Raw genomic sequence first — 18,182 nt, 5'->3', positions numbered from 1 at the left:
CGTGTTAGTTTAGCTTCCTAGTAATTTTAGGGACTTATATTCGTACCTTTTTAGGTAATTATGGACTAAAGTGTAACAGTGGTTATTACTTAAAGGCTTGGTAACATCCAGGTTTGCGAATTATAAACGAATAAAATTCAATATCATAGTAAGGAAAGAGGGATTCATCGTGACGAAGTATATTTTTGTTACAGGTGGTGTAGTTTCTTCCTTGGGAAAAGGAATAACCGCTGCATCATTAGGACGTTTATTAAAAAATCGAGGGTTAAAGGTAACACTTCAAAAATTTGATCCATACATTAATGTTGACCCAGGAACAATGAGCCCTTATCAGCATGGGGAAGTATTTGTTACTCATGATGGTGCGGAAACAGATCTTGATTTAGGACATTATGAACGTTTTATTGACAATGATTTAAATAAATATAGCAATATTACAACAGGAAAAGTATATTCTAACGTTATTCGCAAAGAGCGACGTGGTGATTATCTTGGTGGTACGGTACAAGTAATTCCGCATATTACGAATGAAATAAAAGACCAGGTATATCGTGCGGGAGAAGCTACGAAGGCTGATGTCGTAATTACGGAAATTGGCGGAACTGTTGGTGATATTGAATCATTACCATTCCTTGAAGCGATTCGACAGGTTAAAAAAGAAGTTGGCCGTGATAGTGTAATGTACGTACATTGTACGCTTATTCCGTACATTAAAGCTGCTGGTGAAATGAAAACAAAGCCAACACAGCATAGTGTGAAAGAATTGCGTTCATTAGGAATTCAGCCAAATGTTGTTGTTTTACGTACGGAATATGAAGTAAGCAAAGAAATGAAAGAAAAGATCTCTTTATTCTGTGATATTGATGTAAATGCTGTAATCGAAATGCCAGATGCAGATACACTTTATCAGATTCCTTTGATATTACAAGATCAACAGCTCGACCAATTAGTTTGTGATCATTTTGGTTTAGATTGTGGTCCTGCTGAAATGACAGAATGGATAGAACTTGTTAATAAAGTGAGAAATCTATCGAAAACCGTTGATATTGGATTAGTTGGCAAGTATGTAGAACTGCCGGATGCTTACCTATCTGTTGTCGAATCATTAAAGCATGCTGGATATGTGTATGACGCAGATATTAATATCCATTGGATTAATTCTGAGCAATTGGATAAAGATGCAATTGAGCAGGAGTTAGCAAATGTTGATGGAATTATCGTACCAGGCGGATTTGGAAACAGAGGAATTGATGGCAAGATAGAAGCGATTCGTTATGCACGTGAAAATAAAATTCCCTTCTTCGGAATTTGTCTCGGCATGCAGTTAGCTTCTGTTGAATTTGCACGTAATGTTGTTGGCTTAGAAGGAGCTCATTCTGCTGAAATCGATCCAAGCACACCGCATCCAGTGATCGATTTATTACCAGAGCAAAAAGATATCCTAGACCTTGGTGGAACGCTGCGACTCGGTGCATATGAATGTAAGCTTAAGGATGGTACAAAGGCGAAAGCGGCATATGATGGGGCAGATTCTGTCGAAGAACGCCATCGTCATCGTTATGAATTTAATAATGTTTATCGTGAACAAATGGAAGAAAAAGGATTTATCTTCTCTGGGACAAGCCCAGACGGCCGATTAGTGGAAACTATTGAAATACAAGACCACCCATGGTTCGTTGCGTGTCAATTCCACCCAGAATTCACATCACGACCAACAAGAGCACAAGGTCTATTCAAAGGCTTTATTGAAGCATCTGTTGAATACAATAGCAATTAAAACTTAAACCTCGATTAAGGAAGTCTATTCCTTAACCGAGGTTTTTTTATCGATAACCGTATTCTAAAAGTATGGGAGTGAAGTTACTAGTCTCACTAAAAAATCTGTTTCTTTTATAAAGTACGGGAGGAAAATCATTAGTTGATGTAAAGTGCGAACAAATGACAATTGTGATTTAGGATTTGGCAAGCAATTGCTATTCATACACAAGTCTCCAGTATTTTTCTACACACAACGTCGATTGTTAGTGGGTTTGCCATTCTTTTTCTACTAGATTTTGCACTATAACCAGCGAAGTGTATTTTCGGAGCGTCGGCCAAGGAAGCAAATACATCCTAGGTTAGTTCGCAGTTTATCTAAACTCTATACAAATACATAAGGAAGACTTCTTAGTCCTAATATGCATAGCAATAGGATAAATTGTCTAAACAGCAATCAACTATTAATAATTTATCCGAATTGTAAAAAAAATTACAATACAAAATTTGCCATATTTTGCAGGAATAAAGAGAAGAAATATCGAACCTTAGTGTAATAGGATGAATCTATGCTGTAGGGGGCGATTAGAATTCATATCAAAAGAATCTTAGTAATAGACGATCAACCAGGAATCCGATTATTGCTGACTGATATCCTAAGCAGTGAAGGATACCAAATAATGACAGCGGCAACAGGAAAAGAGGCACTAGATAAAATCTATTCGAATACCTTTGATCTCATTATTTTAGATTATAATATACCAATTATTGATGGGGCAAAGCTATTAGAGACACTGGAAAAAGAGAAAAAAGAAGTCTCAGCTATTGTTATTAGTGGGTTAACCGAAAAAATCATGGACAAAGTAAATCAAAGTAAATCAGTAAAAAGGGTAATAGCAAAGCCATTTAATATCAGTGATTTTCGTCAGCAAGTCAATGCAATTCTACTAGAAACGGAATAATAACGGTTTCCTGAATATTTAAGTTATAGCTAAATTGTTGCACCTGTCTCTCGTACTTGGTATTCTAAGAGTGTAAAAAAAATTTAGGTAGATGAATCGTACTTATCTAAAGGAGGAAATGTAATGCCGTTAGTATCAATGAAAGAAATGCTAGAAAAAGGGAAAGAAAATGGCTATGCAGTAGGACAGTTCAATATCAATAACTTGGAATATATTCAAGCTATTTTACAAGCAGCGGAAGAAGAAAAATCACCAGTAATTCTTGGGGTTTCTGAAGGTGCAGGAAAATATATGGGCGGTTTCAATGTAGTAGTAGCAATGGTTAAATCTTTAATGGAATCATATGGTACAACAGTGCCAGTTGCAATTCATTTAGATCACGGATCAAGCTTTGAAAAAGTTGCACAAGCAATCCACGCTGGATTCACATCTGTAATGATCGATGCATCACATTCTCCAATCGATGAAAACATCGCAATTACTAAACAAGTTGTTGAGCTAGCACATATCCATGGTGTTTCTGTTGAGGCAGAAGTAGGTACTGTTGGTGGAGAAGAAGATGGCGTAATCGGCGGAATTAACTACGCAGATCCAAACGAATGTAAACGTCTTGTATCTGAAGCTGGCGTTGATTGCTTAGCACCTGCACTAGGTTCAGTACATGGACCATACCAAGGTGAACCTAACCTAGGATACAAAGAAATGGAAGAAATCTTGAATCTTGTAAATGTTCCATTGGTACTTCATGGCGGAACAGGAATTCCTACAAAAGATATCCAAAAAGCAATTTCTTTAGGAACTGCAAAAATTAACGTAAACACTGAAAACCAAATTGCACAAACAAATGCTGTTCGTGAAACACTTGCAGCTAAACCAGATATTTATGATCCACGTAAATACTTAGGACCAGGTACAGAAGCAATTAAAGAAACAGTAAAAGGCAAGATGCGCGAATTCGGCTCATCACAACAAGCATAAGAATAATATATTATTAACATCAGCAATGGAGTGAGTTCTCACTCTGGCTGGTGTCTTGTTACATACACTTTTCAAAATATTTCGCTAAAATCATTACCGTTTTGTAATTTAGATTAGTAATTAAGAAAGTATAAAAAATATTTCTTACTAGGCTGTCACCGAAAAGCTTGGTTAAACCTTAGTTTTCTAAAATTATAATCATAATGGGGGAATAAAAATGAAATTCTTTATTGATACAGCAAATATTGATGAAATCCGTTCAGCAAATGCACTAGGCGTCCTTGCGGGTGTCACTACAAATCCAAGTCTTGTAGCGAAAGAGAAAGATGTATCATTTCACGATCGTTTAAGAGAAATTACGGAGGAAGTATCTGGATCTGTAAGTGCAGAAGTTATTTCTGAAGATGCAGAAGGAATGATAAGTGAAGGGAAGGAATTAGCAGCAATTGCACCCAATATCACCGTTAAAGTTCCCATGACATTAGAAGGACTAAAAGCAGTAAAAGCTTTCCACGATCTTAATATTAAAACAAACGTAACATTAATCTTCAATGCTAACCAAGCACTTCTAGCTGCACGTGCAGGGGCAACCTATGTATCTCCATTTTTAGGTCGTCTAGATGATATTGGGCATAACGGAATGGACTTAATTGCAACGATTGCGGAAATTTTTGATCGTCATGATATTAAGACAGAAATTATCGCTGCATCCATTCGTCATCCATTACATGTTATCGATGCTGCATTAAATGGTGCACATATTGCAACAATTCCATACAACGTATTAGGACAACTTGTTAAACATCCATTAACAGACCAAGGAATCGAAAAATTTCTAGCAGACTGGAATAAATAAAACTAATGGTATGAATAACTTTAATTTGTAAAAACTAAAAGTAGAGTCCCATTAAGTAACGTACAGCTTGTTGAATATAGATATTTATTAACCAAGTATGAAAGTTTATCATATTTTTTATGCAAAAAGTGTAACCAAGGATGTTAGAGGGATCATACATCATAAGAATTACAGAAACGAGGCAAATCGAACGGGGCAATCTCTGAGTCGGCAACTCGTTATTTATATCTCCAACTAATTATCCTGACTTTTCTCCTCAACTATTTACGGACATGAGTGTGATTTCATTAATCAATTTGATGAAATCAATTTCGCTTTTTTACGAATAGGGTATTTGTATTAGGTGTCGGCTATGTCTTTGTTTCCAAAAAGTAAAAAGAAATGACGTGTGTTCAAATTTGATTTGAACAACCTCTAAAAGCGGGGTTATTTATATGCAAAAGATGTTAATTGAAGGTGGCCATACATTAAATGGCATGGTACGAATAAGTGGTGCCAAAAATAGTGCTGTTGCTTTGTTACCAGCATCCATATTAGCGGATTCTCCAGTTACCTTGGAAGGACTTCCGGAAATTTCTGATGTTCATACATTAGGAGATTTACTAGAAGAAATTGGTGGTCAAGTATCATATAATGGACAAGCAATGACAATCAATCCAGAAAATATGGTTGCAATGCCATTGCCAAATGGGAAAGTGAAGAAGCTTCGCGCATCTTATTATTTCATGGGTGCAATGCTTGGTAAATTTAATAAGGCAGTAATTGGTCTTCCTGGAGGTTGTTATTTAGGACCACGTCCGATTGATCAGCATATTAAAGGCTTCGAAGCACTAGGTGCGGAAGTCACGAATGAGCAAGGTGCAATTTATTTGCGAGCAAAGGAATTAAGAGGCGCAAGAATTTATTTGGATGTTGTTAGTGTTGGTGCAACAATCAATATTATGCTTGCAGCAGTTAAAGCAAAAGGTAAAACGATTATTGAGAATGCTGCAAAGGAACCAGAAATTATCGATGTCGCAACATTGTTAACGAATATGGGAGCAAAGATTAAGGGTGTAGGTACAGATGTTATTCGAATTGAGGGTGTACCAACACTTCATGGCTGCAAGCATACGATTATCCCTGACCGAATTGAAGCAGGCACATATGCGATTGCGGCAGCAGCTCAAGGTGAAGAAGTAATCATCGATAATGTAATTACAAGGCATATTGAATCCCTGCTCGCTAAACTTAGAGAAATGGGTGTATCAATTGAAGAAAGCGATGAACAATTGTTAATCAGACCACAAAGACAACTAAAAAGCGTGGATATCAAAACATTAGTTTACCCAGGATTTCCTACAGATCTCCAGCAGCCTTTTACATCATTATTGACAAGAGCAACAGGGACTGGGGTCTTAATCGATACAATCTACTCTGCTCGACTAAAGCATATTGATGAATTAAGAAGGATGAATGCAACAATTAAAGTTGAGGGTGGATCGGTAATTGTCTCAGGACCAGCCCAATTAGAAGGTGCAAAAGTAAAAGCGAGTGATTTACGTGCAGGTGCATCATTAATTGTAGCTGGACTTATGGCAAATGGAATAACAGAGATAACGGGCTTAGAGCATATTGATAGAGGCTATGAGAATATTACAGAGAAACTTATTGGCCTCGGTGCAAGAGTATGGAGAGAAGAGATGACCGAAAAGGAAGTTATTCAATTTCAGAACTCATAATGTGAAGCCTCATTAATAATAATCCAATTGTAAGCCTTATTTAATAAAGTAATTCTTTTGGGATGAGAATATTTTATTAAAAAGGGAGAGATACATTATGGAAAGAAGTTTATCAATGGAAATCGTTCGCGTTACTGAGGCAGCTGCATTATCATCTGCACGTTGGATGGGTAGAGGTGTAAAGGATGAGGCAGATGATGCCGCAACTACAGCAATGCGCTCGGTCTTCGATACCATTCCGATGCGAGGAACTGTCGTGATTGGTGAGGGAGAAATGGATGAAGCGCCGATGCTATATATTGGTGAGAAGCTTGGAACAGGTGATGGGCCAGGTGTTGACGTTGCTGTTGATCCATTAGAAGGAACCGATATTGTTGCTCAAGGATCATGGAACGCCCTGTCTGTTATTGCAATTGCGGATAGAGGTTCGCTGTTACATGCACCAGATATGTATATGGATAAGATTGCTGTTGGACCAGAAGCAGTAGGAAAGATTGATATTAACGCGCCTGTCATTGAAAATTTAAAAGCAGTTGCAAAGGCAAAGAATAAAGATATAGAGGACATTGTTGCAACCGTATTAGATCGTCCACGACATGCGAAATTGATTCAAGAGATTCGTAATTCTGGTGCTAGAATAAAGTTAATTCCAGCAGGTGATGTTGCCGCGGCAATCAATACAGCCTTTGATGATACTGGTGTCGATATTTTATTAGGGAGTGGCGGAGCTCCTGAAGGGGTACTGGCAGCAGCTGCATTAAAATGCTTAGGCGGGGAAATACAAGGCAAACTTCTTCCTTCCAATAACGAGGAAATCGCTCGATGCCATGAAATGGGTATTACCGATTTGGACAAAGTATTTTACATGGACGATTTTTGTAGTGGTGATGATGCAATCTTCGCTGCAACAGGAGTTACAGATGGCGAATTACTAAAAGGTGTACAATTTAAAGGCTCTAATGCAACAACATCGACCGTTGTTATGCGAGCGAAGAGCGGAACAGTCCGCTTTATTGAAGGAAAACATAGCTTACAGAAAAAACCTAATCTTGTCATGCAGCCTTAATAAATGTGTTGCAAATAATGAAAGAAAGGAAGCCGAAGCATATAGGCTTCCTTTCCTTTCATCATTACGTTATTTGGTTGATGATGATAATCAACTCTATATAACTAGTAATAATAAGAGTAGAGACTATAGTAAACGAAGCCTATCACGCATTCCTGATTTAGTAGATAAACTAAAATATAAAATTTTACACAAAAAATATAATTTCTCTAATTAGTATTGAATATTACTGATTAAAGGCGTATTATAATAAATGTTTAAGATAGAGCCTTCTTGGCAAGTATGTTTATACTTGAATAAAACCGCTATCATAATTACACTAAGAATAATTTAGCTATAATTTTTAATAAACTTCTGACTTAAGCTTCTGCATAAATTCTACATCTCTCAACGGACATCTTCCATAATAGAAGTAGAACGATATAATAACAAGTAAGTTCGGCTAAACCCTAGATTTCTAATATTAAGGTATACCCCTCGAAAAATGAGCACTGCAAATGAAATAGTGAAAGACTGGTTTTCAAACACATTCTAAAAAGCAATCCAACCTCATCTTAGCGGGGAGAAGAACACTCCACTCAAGGAAGTTTCATTCACAAAAATAAACTTTAATACAGGAAGAACAAAATCATCGTGAGAAAGAATTAAATTTTTTCAAATATTAAATTTAAAGATATAAATACGAATAGGCGTGGTGATAGAATGTCCGCATTAACAATCTCTCAATTAGAGGTATTAACATTAAAAGAACTTTATTCATTAGCGAAAGAATATAAAGTCTCTTATTATGCAAAACTAACGAAAAAAGAACTTATATTTGCAATTTTAAAAGCACAGGCAGAAAAAGATGGCTTCTTATTTATGGATGGTGTGTTAGAAATTATCCCCTCAGAAGGATTTGGCTTCTTAAGACCAATTAATTACTCTCCAAGTGCCGAAGATATTTACATTTCTGCTTCACAAATTCGCCGCTTTGATCTTAGGAACGGTGATAAAGTATCAGGGAAGGTACGCCCGCCGAAAGAAAACGAGCGTTATTATGGCCTGTTGCATGTTGATGCAGTAAATAGCGAAGACCCTGAAACATCGAAAGAACGCGTTCATTTTCCTGGACTAACAGCATTGTATCCAAACCGTTTTATGAAATTAGAAACGGAAACGAATCAGCTTTCCACGCGGATCATTGATCTAATGACGCCGGTTGGATTTGGCCAACGTGGTCTAATTGTTGCACCACCTAAAGCTGGGAAAACTACGTTAATCAAGGAAATTGCTAACAGTATTACCGTTAACCATCCAGAAGCAAAATTAATTATTTTACTTGTTGATGAACGTCCAGAAGAGGTAACTGATATTGAACGTTCAGTTGCGAAGGATGTTGATGTTGTAAGCTCCACCTTTGATGAGGTTCCAGAAAATCATATTAAAGTGTCTGAGCTCGTGCTGGAACGTGCGATGCGATTAGTAGAGCATAAACGTGATGTCATTATTTTGATGGATAGTATTACTAGGCTTGCACGTGCTTATAACTTGGTTATTCCACCAAGCGGTCGTACGCTTTCAGGTGGGATTGATCCAGCTGCATTCCACCGTCCGAAACGATTTTTCGGAGCTGCAAGAAACATTGAAGAGGGCGGAAGCTTTACGATATTAGCAACAGCTTTAGTTGATACTGGCTCGCGTATGGATGATGTCATTTATGAAGAATTTAAAGGTACAGGAAATATGGAACTGCACTTAGACCGTAATTTATCGGATCGCAGAATTTTCCCTGCTATCGATATTCTGCGATCCGGGACGCGTAAAGAGGAATTACTTGTTTCTAAAGATCAGCTTGATAAGATGTGGGCAATTCGTAAGACAATGCAGGATTCACAAAACTTCTTGGAACGATTCCTAAGAAAGCTAAAATCATCGAAGAGCAATGAAGAATTCTTTGTGCAAATGGATGAGGAAATGAAGCGGAAAGGAATCAAGAAATAGTAAGTTTAGTAATGTATCTTGCTATATTAAATTTTTTACTAGCTATTGCAATCACACGTTCACACTGGTATAATCATTTTATGTGAGTTTTGATAAGGTTTTTTAACCTATGACGGCTCTTACAATAACTCTGTTTCCAAAGGACTCAGGGCAAAAAGGAGTAGAAGATGATGAAAAAGGATATTCATCCAGAATACCAAAAAGTAGTATTTCTTGATACTAGCTCAGACTTCAAATTTTTGAGTGGATCAACTAGAGGATCTAGTGAAACAATCGAATGGGAAGATGGCAACACATACCCATTAATCCGAGTTGAAATTAGCTCTGATTCTCATCCGTTCTATACTGGTAAACAAAAAGCTGATAAAGTCGGCGGCCGTGTTGACCGATTCAAGAAGAAATATAATCTTAAATAAAAAGCTGAAACAACTTATAATAGTTGTAGCTGCATAATAAAAGTGAAGTATCCGACATATTTTACTAGGAGAACAGGCAAAATGTCTATATTTTGCCTGTTTTTTACTTTTTAAAATTGACGAATTACAAGTTAATATGTTGTATTTAGTGGTAAACTAAACAACATACATAACTTTTTTATACAACGCTAAAGTGAGGGATTCTTGTAAATGTATGTAATGAAGCAAAGCGGCTGGGTTGAAGTAATTTGTGGCAGTATGTTTTCTGGAAAATCAGAGGAATTGATTCGTCGCGTTCGCCGTGCTGCTTATGCGAATCTAACGATGCGTGTATTTAAACCAGCAATTGACAATCGTTATGAAGAAAAATCTGTCGTTTCCCATAATGGAACATCAACATTGGCGATACCGATTAACAGCTCGGAAGAAGTGCTTAATCATATTGATAAAACAGTGGATTTCATTGCAATTGATGAGGTGCAGTTTTTTGATGATAGTATTGTTGATATTGCCGATGTACTAGCAAATCGAGGAATTCGCGTTGTTGTAGCAGGTCTTGATATGGATTTCCGTGGGGAGCCATTTGGACCAGTTCCTAAGCTAATGGCAATCAGTGAGTCTGTAACAAAATTAAGTGCGATTTGCCCAGTTTGTGGCGCTCCTGCAAATAGAACACAGCGCCTAATCAACGGAAAACCAGCATCCTATGATGATTCCGTTATTTTGGTCGGTGCATCGGAATCCTACGAGCCAAGATGCCGTCATCATCATGAAGTACCTAATAAACCGAGTATTCAACTATTACAAAAGCTATCCAAAGTATCTGATTAGAGCGCCTGATTGGTGCTCTTTTTTAATCTTCAGCACATACTAAATAAATTTTGACCGCATCCTTTGAGTATACTATAATGATACTGTTAATCAGAAAGAGGTGTTCGTGATGTTAGACCGTTTACAATCATTAGAAGATCGTTATAATAAATTAAACGAATTATTAAGTGATCCAGAAGTAATAAGTAATACGAATAAACTACGTGAATATTCGAAGGAACAATCAGGATTGGCAGATGCGGTTCAAGCCTTTCGTGAATATAAAGATGTTGACTCCCAGTTAACGGATGCGAAGGAAATGCTTGGGGATGAACAAGACGCTGATATGCAAGAGATGGTCAAAGCAGAAATCGCTGAGCTAACCCAGTCAAAAATGGATTTGGAAGAAAAGATGAAGATATTACTTCTGCCAAAAGATCCAAATGACGATAAAAACGTATTTATGGAAATTCGCGGCGCAGCTGGTGGAGATGAAGCGGCATTATTTGCTGGGGATCTGTACAGAATGTATTCTCGTTATGCAGAGAATCAGGGCTGGAAAACGGAAATGATGGAAGCTCATACAACTGGTGTTGGTGGCTATAAAGAAATAATCTTTATGATCAACGGAAATGGTGCATATTCGAAGCTGAAATATGAAAATGGAGCACATCGTGTACAACGTGTACCAGAAACAGAATCTGGCGGTCGTATTCATACTTCTACGGCAACGGTAGCTGTTTTACCTGAAGCAGAAGATGTGGAAGTTGAAGTACATGAAAAGGATATCCGTGTTGATACATTTGCATCTAGTGGACCTGGTGGGCAAAGTGTAAATACAACAATGTCTGCAGTTCGTTTAACACATGAGCCAACAGGGATTGTAGTTTCAATTCAAGATGAAAAATCACAGATCAAAAATAAAGAAAAAGCAATGAAAGTACTAAGAGCAAGGATTTATGATAAGTTCCAGCAAGAAGCACAGGCAGAATTAGATGAAACTCGTAAATCTGCAGTTGGTACAGGAGATCGCTCGGAACGAATCCGCACGTACAATTTCCCGCAAAACCGTGTTACCGATCACCGAATTGGCTTAACAATTCAGAAGCTTGACCAAATTCTTCAAGGGAAGTTAGATGAATTTATCGAAGCATTACAATCTGCAGAACAAATGGAAAAGCTAGAGCATATTGGTGAATAATATGGAAAATAAACAATATGAAGTCCTAAAATGGGCTTCTCTTTTTTTAGAGAAGCATGACCGTGAACCGAGAGTTGCCGAAATCTTGCTCCAACATTATTTAGAGGTTTCGAGACCTGAGTTTTATATGATGATGCAGGATTCGGTTGCAGATTCGATTATTGCAAAGTTTAAGGAAGATATTAAAAAGCATGCAGAAACGGGCATACCGGTCCAACACCTTACAGGAGTAGAAAGTTTTTATGGCAGAAAGTTTCTTGTCAATCAGAATGTGCTCATCCCAAGACCGGAAACAGAGGAGCTTGTACAATATTTAATAAACGCCACAGAGCGTGACTATGACGGACAAGCCCTTACAATCGTTGATGTTGGAACTGGCAGTGGAGCAATTGCAATCTCACTCGCCTTAGAACTCCCGCATGCCACAGTGTATGCAACAGATATATCTCCAGATGCACTCCATGTTGCAATGGAGAATGCGGAACGATTAAACGCGAAGATTCACTTTCTTGAAGGAAACTTCTTGCAGCCAATTATTGATGAGGGAATTCAAGCAGATATGATCGTTTCAAATCCCCCTTATATTGCAAAAACAGAAAAGCTATCTGATACCGTACAAAACTTCGACCCAGACCTAGCATTATTTGCTGATGAGAATGGCTTAGCCGCATACAAACAAATCATCAATCAGGCACAGCTAGCAGTGAAGCAGAATACAACCTTAGCATTTGAAATCGGTTATACCCAAGCGGAATCGGTAAGTTCAATAATCGAACATACTTTTCCAACGAGTAAAGTTCAAACAATTCAAGATATCAATGGGAAGGATAGAATTATAGCTGCCAAATTGTAAGCCAGCTTATATTATTCATTCCCAAATTCTCCATGAAATTCTGAGCTGTTGATTCCCAATGCGGCTAAGCCCTTAATATTCCCCAGAAAGAAGTTTTCGGAAGAGTAACATCGCCAACGGAGAAAATCAATCTTTATTTTCGGGGAGTATCCGTCCGCAGTTCCAATCGAGGGCCATATTTGGTACATATGCCACTTTAATTTAGAAAGATTAAAGATTTCGCATCACCCCAGCGTAGGAAATACACGAAGACTCCTGCGAGAGGAAGGGCCTAGATGAGACTTCGAAGTGCAGCAGCACAAGGAGGCTCTCCAGCCCTCCTAAGGTGCGCGAAGTGTATTTTTGGAGCGGTAAGCTAGTGAGCAATTGTAATCTAAAATAAAATTACTAGAATACTAGTTTAGAATCCATTTTCACTGTCCATACTGAGGCTATCAGAAGGAGAGGGGAATGAAACGATGAAGAAACTAGTATTTTTTGCATTTATTTTTATTTTAATATTTACCATGTTTCCTACGAAAGGTGCGAGTCAAACTACAGATTTAGAATATAATTATCAACAGATTCCAGACGAAGCAATTCGCCTGCGAATTTTGGCAAATAGTGATAATGAACGTGATCAGGAAGTCAAACGACATGTACGCGATCGTGTGAATCGGGAAATTAGTGAATGGGTAAAGGATATCACAGACATTGAAGAAGCCCGGACATTAATTGAAGCCCAGCTGCCGGAAATAAATGAAATTGTTGCAGAAGTAATTAAAGAAGAAGGAACGGAAAATGAATTTACAGTTGAATATGGTGAAAACATAGCCTTCCCAACGAAATTATATGGAACTTATTTATATCCAGCTGGTGAATATGAGGCGATTTTAATCACAATTGGCGAGGGAAATGGCGCGAATTGGTGGTGTGTATTATTCCCACCACTATGCTTTCTAGATTTTTCATTTGGTGCTAATGTTGCATCTGCTGCAGATGCGGAGAGTACAGAGCTGGAGGAAGAAAATGAAGAATTAACTGAAGAAGAGGAACCAGAAGTGAAATTCTTTCTATTTGAATGGTTCGGCTGGTCATAGTTTCTCTAGTATTTACATAAGATGATAGAAAGGAAAAGAAAGCCGTTCTTTCATTCTATTAACAATACGAGGAGAGGTGTGCAAGATGAATATTATTCCGGCACTTCAAGCAGATGAAACGCAGTTGGAGAAGTTTTTTAAGCAAAATGAAAGTATAGATAGAGAAACTTTATTAAAATCAGGTTATGTTGTTGAAAATCAATCTGTGATTGAAGGCTGTTTTTCGTTAGAACCAGTGGAAAATGAAGTTTATTGGTTAAAACAGCTTTATATTACAAAATCGGCAGCGAATAAATTACCTTTTCTGCTTGAGGCAATTTTACTAATGGCAAGAGAGAAACGCGCAAAAAGTGTTTATGTACACAGTCATCAACCTGTAGTGGATATTTTGCTAGATGCATTACAATTCAATCGACAAAATAATACGAATTTTGTGGATAACCACCCAATAACTAAAGGGAATTGGTGGTCTTACAATGTTTCTTAATTAAGAACACTTCCGTTATTAATTGGTGAAAACGTTCACTTATGCACATTGTCAACAGGGGTATGTTGATAACTTGTGAAAAAACTGTTAGTATTCCATTGATTTTGTGCATAATAATTACATTTCTCGAATAAGTCCTTTTATCACAAGAAAAATCCTGTGGATAACTATTCATAGGATTTTTTCCGTTTTACCTAATTATCAACATTTTGCGTAAATCATTGTTATCCTCTAAAATAGTAAAGAGAAAAGAGGGACCGATGATGGTAGATACATTAAAATGGATTATACAAGATGATGAAGATTATAATAGTCAAGCAATAAATCAAGCTGCGGCATTGTTGAAGCAAGGGCAAACAGTAGCCTTTCCAACAGAAACAGTGTATGGACTAGGGGCAGATGCAACGAATTCGGCAGCAGTTTTAAAAATATTCGAGGCAAAAGGGCGTCCACAGGATAATCCATTAATTGCTCATGTTGCGACATTGGAACAGTTAACAAAGCTTGTGGATAACATCCAGCCTTACGTAAAAAAATTAATCGATACATTTTCACCTGGACCGATCACTTACGTATTACCGAGTAATGGAGTGTGTGCGGAAAACGTTACAGCAGGATTATCCACAATCGGTGTTAGGATTCCTGATCATCCGGTTGCACAAGCCTTACTAAGAAACTGTGATATCCCAATTGCTGCACCAAGTGCGAATATTTCAGGAAAACCGAGTCCAACAACAGCTTATCATGTTTTTGAAGACTTACAAGGTAAAATAGCGGGAATCCTCGATGGTGGAGCAACAGGTGTTGGTGTTGAATCAACAGTTATTGATTGTACTGAAGCAATCCCAACGATTCTCAGGCCAGGTGGTATTACTGTTGAGCAGCTGCAATCTGTAGTTGGCGATATTAATGTAGATCCCGCTTTAGTCAGTGCAACGGAGCGGCCGAAAGCACCTGGAATGAAATATAGACATTATTCCCCAGAGGTTCCATTATGGTTAGTTCAAGGTACATCTCTTGAAATACAGCAAGTGATCGACAAGGAGCAGGCGAATGGAGTGAAGATAGCTGTATTAGCAAGTGCTAGTACTGCAAAACAATTGCGAGCAGAAGAGATATTTTCGCTTGGGGATAATATGAATGAAATTGCTGCCCATTTATATGATGCATTACGCAAGTATAAATCAAGTGATGTTGACCTTATCGTCTGTGAAGCATTCAGTGAGGTTGGGATAGGTCAAGCGGTAATGAATCGTTTGAAGAAAGCTGCATCTAAGTATATGGAGAACTAGGCTATTAAAGTGCTAGTGAATCCGAATAGTTAACAATGACGTTATCTTTCATATTCCTTCCAGGACATGCATATAGTAAAAAAGCATGTCCTGGAGGGAGAATCTATGTCGGAATATTTTGTTCGTGAACTTATCGCATTGATATTTATGGCCGTAGCATTGGGTATGGATGCATTTTCATTAAGTCTCGCTATGGGAATGCAAGAATTGCGACTTAAACGAATTGCACTTATTGGTTTTACAATTGGTATTTTTCATCTTTTGATGCCCTTTATTGGCATCTTGTTAGGAAAAGTAATCTCGGGACAAATTGGGAATATGACGACTATAGCAGCAAGTCTTTTATTAATCGGGATAGGTGCACAGATGATATTTTCTGCTTTTAATCACGAAGCCAAGAAGCTGATCCATCCATTTGGGCTTGGCCTTCTTATTGTTGCTTTTACGGTTAGTTTGGATAGTTTTTCGATTGGTCTTAGTCTAGGCATATCAGGAGTAAAAACGTTATTGGCTCTAATTTTATTTAGTGTATCTAGCATGATGCTCTCCTGGATTGGAATGCTTTTAGGAAGAAAGGTCCATGGATTTTTAGGGAAATACAGCGAAATCTTAGGAGGGAGTATCTTATTTGGATTTGGACTCATGCTGCTGTTAAGTTAATCACCCATTATCCTCGATTGTCCACGCTTTACTTCCTCTCATACTCAACCTTCGTGTATGATTACATCTGTTAATCATTTAGGTATTATGGTATATTTATTATATAAATTTCCGTTGGAGGCTCGCTATGAAAATACTATTTATTTGCACGGGAAATACATGCCGGAGCCCAATGGCAGAGGCGATTCTGAAGGATAGAATGCCAGAAGCCGAAGTACAATCTGCAGGAATCTTTGCAGGAGGAAATCAACAAGCTAATCCCAATACAATCGAAGTATTAGCGCGAAATGGAATTAAAATGGATCATCTATCGCAACCTGTGACAGACCGGTTGTTAGACTGGGCGGATGTTGTCTTAACAATGACAACAAGGCACAAACAATCATTAATTATCGATTTTCCTGAGTTTCAAGAAAAGTATTATACGCTAAAGGAATTCATTTCAGAAGCAGATAAGAGAGTATGGCAGGAATTGAAAAAATCCTATGCAGATCTTGAGGAAAAACGCTCTTTATTTATACAAGAGAATCAACTGAAACACAATTATATTCATTTGGATGAATTACTTGAGGAACATTTGCGAGAAGATATTGGGCACATTCGCAGACTGGAATCGACTCTCATTAATTATGATATACCGGATCCCTTTGGTGGAAATCTAGCAATTTATGAAGAAACCTTCAAGGAGCTGGATGCATATATTGGGTTGCTTATAAAGAAGATAGATAGGTAGTATGGAGGCTTGGAGATGAAGGATAGCTATCGTTTTAGTTTGCGATTGAAGTTAGTCTGTTTTACAACTGTACTAGCAATTATTACATATGGTACGAGTGCACTTTTTCTTTATTTGCTTTTCGAATATATTCAAGATTTTGTAAATATACCATTTGAATGGTACACCGTTATTGTCCTGGTTTTAGGGATTATCTGGTCTGGAATTCTTTCCTATTTTGCTTCCAGCGTTATTACAAAACCATTAACTAAGTTAGAAAAAGTAGCATCAGATGCAGCAAATGGGAATTTAAATCAGGTAGTGGATATACCTGAGTCTGAAGATGAGATTCGTGCATTGTCAATTGCTTTTGATATGATGTTAAAGAATTTGAATACGGTTGTACATAACATTGATACTCACTTTTCCAGTACAAATGAGGCTGCAATAAAGATGAAGGCGGCTTCACATAAAGCAACACAGCATTCTCATGTTATTGGTACGTCAATTGATGAAATTTCTCGTGGTGCAGAAAGTTCATCAGAAGCAATTCAACATACTGCAGAAGCAGTGGAAGTGGCGACTGGACTTGCAATCAAAGTACAAGAGAAAGCTGGGCAATCAAAGGATAAGTCCACACAAATGCTGGACACATTAAATACAAGTAGAAAAGTAGTCAATCAATTAGTGGAAGGCATTCAGAAACTAGCCGAAGAACAAGAGCATTCCTTACAAGATGTCGCTCATTTGAAACAAAATACATTGCAGGTCGAGTCCATTATTACGATGGTCGGAGAGATTGCAGAACAAACCAATCTGCTCGCATTAAATGCTTCAATAGAAGCTGCAAGAGCGGGCGAACATGGACGAGGCTTCGCAGTTGTAGCGGAAGAAGTTCGCAAGTTAGCAGACCAGAGTGCACAGGCTGTACAAAGGATTGATGATTTAATAAAAGCGATTCAAGAGGATGTCAATCGTGTTGTAGTGAAAATTAACGAAAACGTTGTATATGCAAGGAATGAATCTGAAAATGGAAAAGAAACGAACCTTGCCTTTGAAAAAATGTCAGGATCTGTAATTGATGTTGCAACAGAAATTGACAGTATTACGATGTTGGTTAATCAGCAAATTGAATCCATCCAAGATACAGTAAGACAGTCGCAAGAGGTTGCAGCAATTGCCGAGGAAACATCTGCAGGAGCGGAGGAAGTAAATGCCTCAATCCAGGAACAAATATCAACCATTGAGCAAGTAGATGAATTAGCATTAGAAATTGAAAAGCAAGCAGAAAAACTAAATCAACAAATCAATAAATTTACCATGGATTAATGTGATTTTTAAGATGAGCAGC

Annotated in this window: 17 protein-coding genes; all 17 read left to right on the top strand. The window is 37.7% G+C overall.

The window, feature by feature from the left end; all coding sequences use genetic code 11:
* Positions 1-169: 169 nt before the first annotated feature.
* The 17 genes from CUC15_RS17685 to CUC15_RS17605 all read left to right on the top strand — a co-directional run bounded on the left by CUC15_RS17685 (position 170) and on the right by CUC15_RS17605 (position 18,160).
* Positions 170-1,777 carry a CTP synthase gene (locus CUC15_RS17685; protein ID WP_114917936.1) on the top strand — a complete coding sequence of 536 codons (1,608 nt, stop codon included), beginning with the start codon at positions 170-172 and terminating at the stop codon, positions 1,775-1,777.
* A gap of 562 nt (positions 1,778-2,339) precedes the next feature.
* The gene (locus CUC15_RS17680; protein ID WP_341457212.1) at positions 2,340-2,717 is read left to right on the top strand and encodes a response regulator; all 378 of its coding nucleotides are present in this window, start codon (positions 2,340-2,342) and stop codon (positions 2,715-2,717) included.
* Positions 2,718-2,840: 123 nt separating this feature from the next.
* Complete coding sequence (fba, locus tag CUC15_RS17675; RefSeq protein WP_114917934.1) at positions 2,841-3,695, top strand: class II fructose-1,6-bisphosphate aldolase; 855 nt, start codon at positions 2,841-2,843, stop codon at positions 3,693-3,695.
* Positions 3,696-3,912: 217 nt separating this feature from the next.
* Entirely contained in the window at positions 3,913-4,551 is a 639-nt protein-coding gene (fsa, locus tag CUC15_RS17670) for a fructose-6-phosphate aldolase (protein ID WP_114917933.1), read from the top strand.
* Positions 4,552-4,985: 434 nt separating this feature from the next.
* The gene (locus tag CUC15_RS17665; protein ID WP_114917932.1) at positions 4,986-6,272 is read left to right on the top strand and encodes a UDP-N-acetylglucosamine 1-carboxyvinyltransferase; all 1,287 of its coding nucleotides are present in this window, start codon (positions 4,986-4,988) and stop codon (positions 6,270-6,272) included.
* Between the two features lie 97 nt (positions 6,273-6,369).
* Positions 6,370-7,338 carry a class II fructose-bisphosphatase gene (glpX, locus tag CUC15_RS17660; RefSeq protein WP_114917931.1) on the top strand — a complete coding sequence of 323 codons (969 nt, stop codon included), beginning with the start codon at positions 6,370-6,372 and terminating at the stop codon, positions 7,336-7,338.
* Between the two features lie 702 nt (positions 7,339-8,040).
* Complete coding sequence (gene rho, locus CUC15_RS17655; RefSeq protein ID WP_114917930.1) at positions 8,041-9,321, top strand: transcription termination factor Rho; 1,281 nt, start codon at positions 8,041-8,043, stop codon at positions 9,319-9,321.
* Positions 9,322-9,491: 170 nt separating this feature from the next.
* Positions 9,492-9,737, top strand: coding sequence for a type B 50S ribosomal protein L31 (locus CUC15_RS17650; protein ID WP_114917929.1), 246 nt, complete (start codon positions 9,492-9,494; stop codon positions 9,735-9,737).
* Positions 9,738-9,947: 210 nt separating this feature from the next.
* Entirely contained in the window at positions 9,948-10,568 is a 621-nt protein-coding gene (locus tag CUC15_RS17645; RefSeq protein WP_114917928.1) for a thymidine kinase, read from the top strand.
* Between the two features lie 109 nt (positions 10,569-10,677).
* Complete coding sequence (prfA, locus tag CUC15_RS17640; RefSeq protein ID WP_114917927.1) at positions 10,678-11,748, top strand: peptide chain release factor 1; 1,071 nt, start codon at positions 10,678-10,680, stop codon at positions 11,746-11,748.
* A gap of 1 nt (position 11,749) precedes the next feature.
* Positions 11,750-12,601 carry a peptide chain release factor N(5)-glutamine methyltransferase gene (prmC, locus tag CUC15_RS17635; protein WP_114917926.1) on the top strand — a complete coding sequence of 284 codons (852 nt, stop codon included), beginning with the start codon at positions 11,750-11,752 and terminating at the stop codon, positions 12,599-12,601.
* A gap of 458 nt (positions 12,602-13,059) precedes the next feature.
* Positions 13,060-13,680: a stage II sporulation protein R gene (gene spoIIR / locus CUC15_RS17630; RefSeq protein ID WP_114917925.1), complete on the top strand. Its 621-nt coding sequence runs from the start codon at positions 13,060-13,062 to the stop codon at positions 13,678-13,680.
* A gap of 85 nt (positions 13,681-13,765) precedes the next feature.
* Complete coding sequence (locus CUC15_RS17625; RefSeq protein ID WP_114917924.1) at positions 13,766-14,167, top strand: GNAT family N-acetyltransferase; 402 nt, start codon at positions 13,766-13,768, stop codon at positions 14,165-14,167.
* Between the two features lie 263 nt (positions 14,168-14,430).
* On the top strand, positions 14,431-15,459 hold the full coding sequence (locus CUC15_RS17620; protein ID WP_114917923.1) for an L-threonylcarbamoyladenylate synthase: 1,029 nt from the start codon (positions 14,431-14,433) through the stop codon (positions 15,457-15,459).
* A 105-nt stretch (positions 15,460-15,564) separates the two neighbouring features.
* Positions 15,565-16,119: a manganese efflux pump MntP gene (locus CUC15_RS17615; protein WP_114917922.1), complete on the top strand. Its 555-nt coding sequence runs from the start codon at positions 15,565-15,567 to the stop codon at positions 16,117-16,119.
* Positions 16,120-16,246: 127 nt separating this feature from the next.
* Positions 16,247-16,852, top strand: coding sequence for a low molecular weight protein arginine phosphatase (locus CUC15_RS17610; protein WP_114917921.1), 606 nt, complete (start codon positions 16,247-16,249; stop codon positions 16,850-16,852).
* Between the two features lie 15 nt (positions 16,853-16,867).
* Positions 16,868-18,160, top strand: a complete 1,293-nt coding sequence (locus tag CUC15_RS17605; protein ID WP_114917920.1) for a methyl-accepting chemotaxis protein — start codon at positions 16,868-16,870, stop codon at positions 18,158-18,160.
* The last annotated feature ends 22 nt before the right edge of the window (positions 18,161-18,182 follow it).

This window comes from Oceanobacillus zhaokaii (assembly GCF_003352005.1).
Lineage (GTDB): Bacteria > Bacillota > Bacilli > Bacillales > Amphibacillaceae > Oceanobacillus > Oceanobacillus zhaokaii.
This window is presented reverse-complemented; position numbering and strand designations above follow the sequence as displayed.

What these genes read in the sequence shown, in the direction of transcription:
- fba (WP_114917934.1), top strand. Translation starts at nt 2,841, where the DNA reads ATGCCGTTAGTATCAATGAAAGAAATGCTAGAAAAAGGGAAAGAAAAT.
- fsa (WP_114917933.1), top strand. Translation starts at nt 3,913, where the DNA reads ATGAAATTCTTTATTGATACAGCAAATATTGATGAAATCCGTTCAGCA.
- CUC15_RS17665 (WP_114917932.1), top strand. Translation starts at nt 4,986, where the DNA reads ATGCAAAAGATGTTAATTGAAGGTGGCCATACATTAAATGGCATGGTA.
- glpX (WP_114917931.1), top strand. Translation starts at nt 6,370, where the DNA reads ATGGAAAGAAGTTTATCAATGGAAATCGTTCGCGTTACTGAGGCAGCT.
- rho (WP_114917930.1), top strand. Translation starts at nt 8,041, where the DNA reads ATGTCCGCATTAACAATCTCTCAATTAGAGGTATTAACATTAAAAGAA.
- CUC15_RS17650 (WP_114917929.1), top strand. Translation starts at nt 9,492, where the DNA reads ATGAAAAAGGATATTCATCCAGAATACCAAAAAGTAGTATTTCTTGAT.
- CUC15_RS17645 (WP_114917928.1), top strand. Translation starts at nt 9,948, where the DNA reads ATGTATGTAATGAAGCAAAGCGGCTGGGTTGAAGTAATTTGTGGCAGT.
- prfA (WP_114917927.1), top strand. Translation starts at nt 10,678, where the DNA reads ATGTTAGACCGTTTACAATCATTAGAAGATCGTTATAATAAATTAAAC.
- prmC (WP_114917926.1), top strand. Translation starts at nt 11,750, where the DNA reads ATGGAAAATAAACAATATGAAGTCCTAAAATGGGCTTCTCTTTTTTTA.
- spoIIR (WP_114917925.1), top strand. Translation starts at nt 13,060, where the DNA reads ATGAAGAAACTAGTATTTTTTGCATTTATTTTTATTTTAATATTTACC.
- CUC15_RS17625 (WP_114917924.1), top strand. Translation starts at nt 13,766, where the DNA reads ATGAATATTATTCCGGCACTTCAAGCAGATGAAACGCAGTTGGAGAAG.
- CUC15_RS17620 (WP_114917923.1), top strand. Translation starts at nt 14,431, where the DNA reads ATGGTAGATACATTAAAATGGATTATACAAGATGATGAAGATTATAAT.
- CUC15_RS17615 (WP_114917922.1), top strand. Translation starts at nt 15,565, where the DNA reads ATGTCGGAATATTTTGTTCGTGAACTTATCGCATTGATATTTATGGCC.
- CUC15_RS17610 (WP_114917921.1), top strand. Translation starts at nt 16,247, where the DNA reads ATGAAAATACTATTTATTTGCACGGGAAATACATGCCGGAGCCCAATG.
- CUC15_RS17605 (WP_114917920.1), top strand. Translation starts at nt 16,868, where the DNA reads ATGAAGGATAGCTATCGTTTTAGTTTGCGATTGAAGTTAGTCTGTTTT.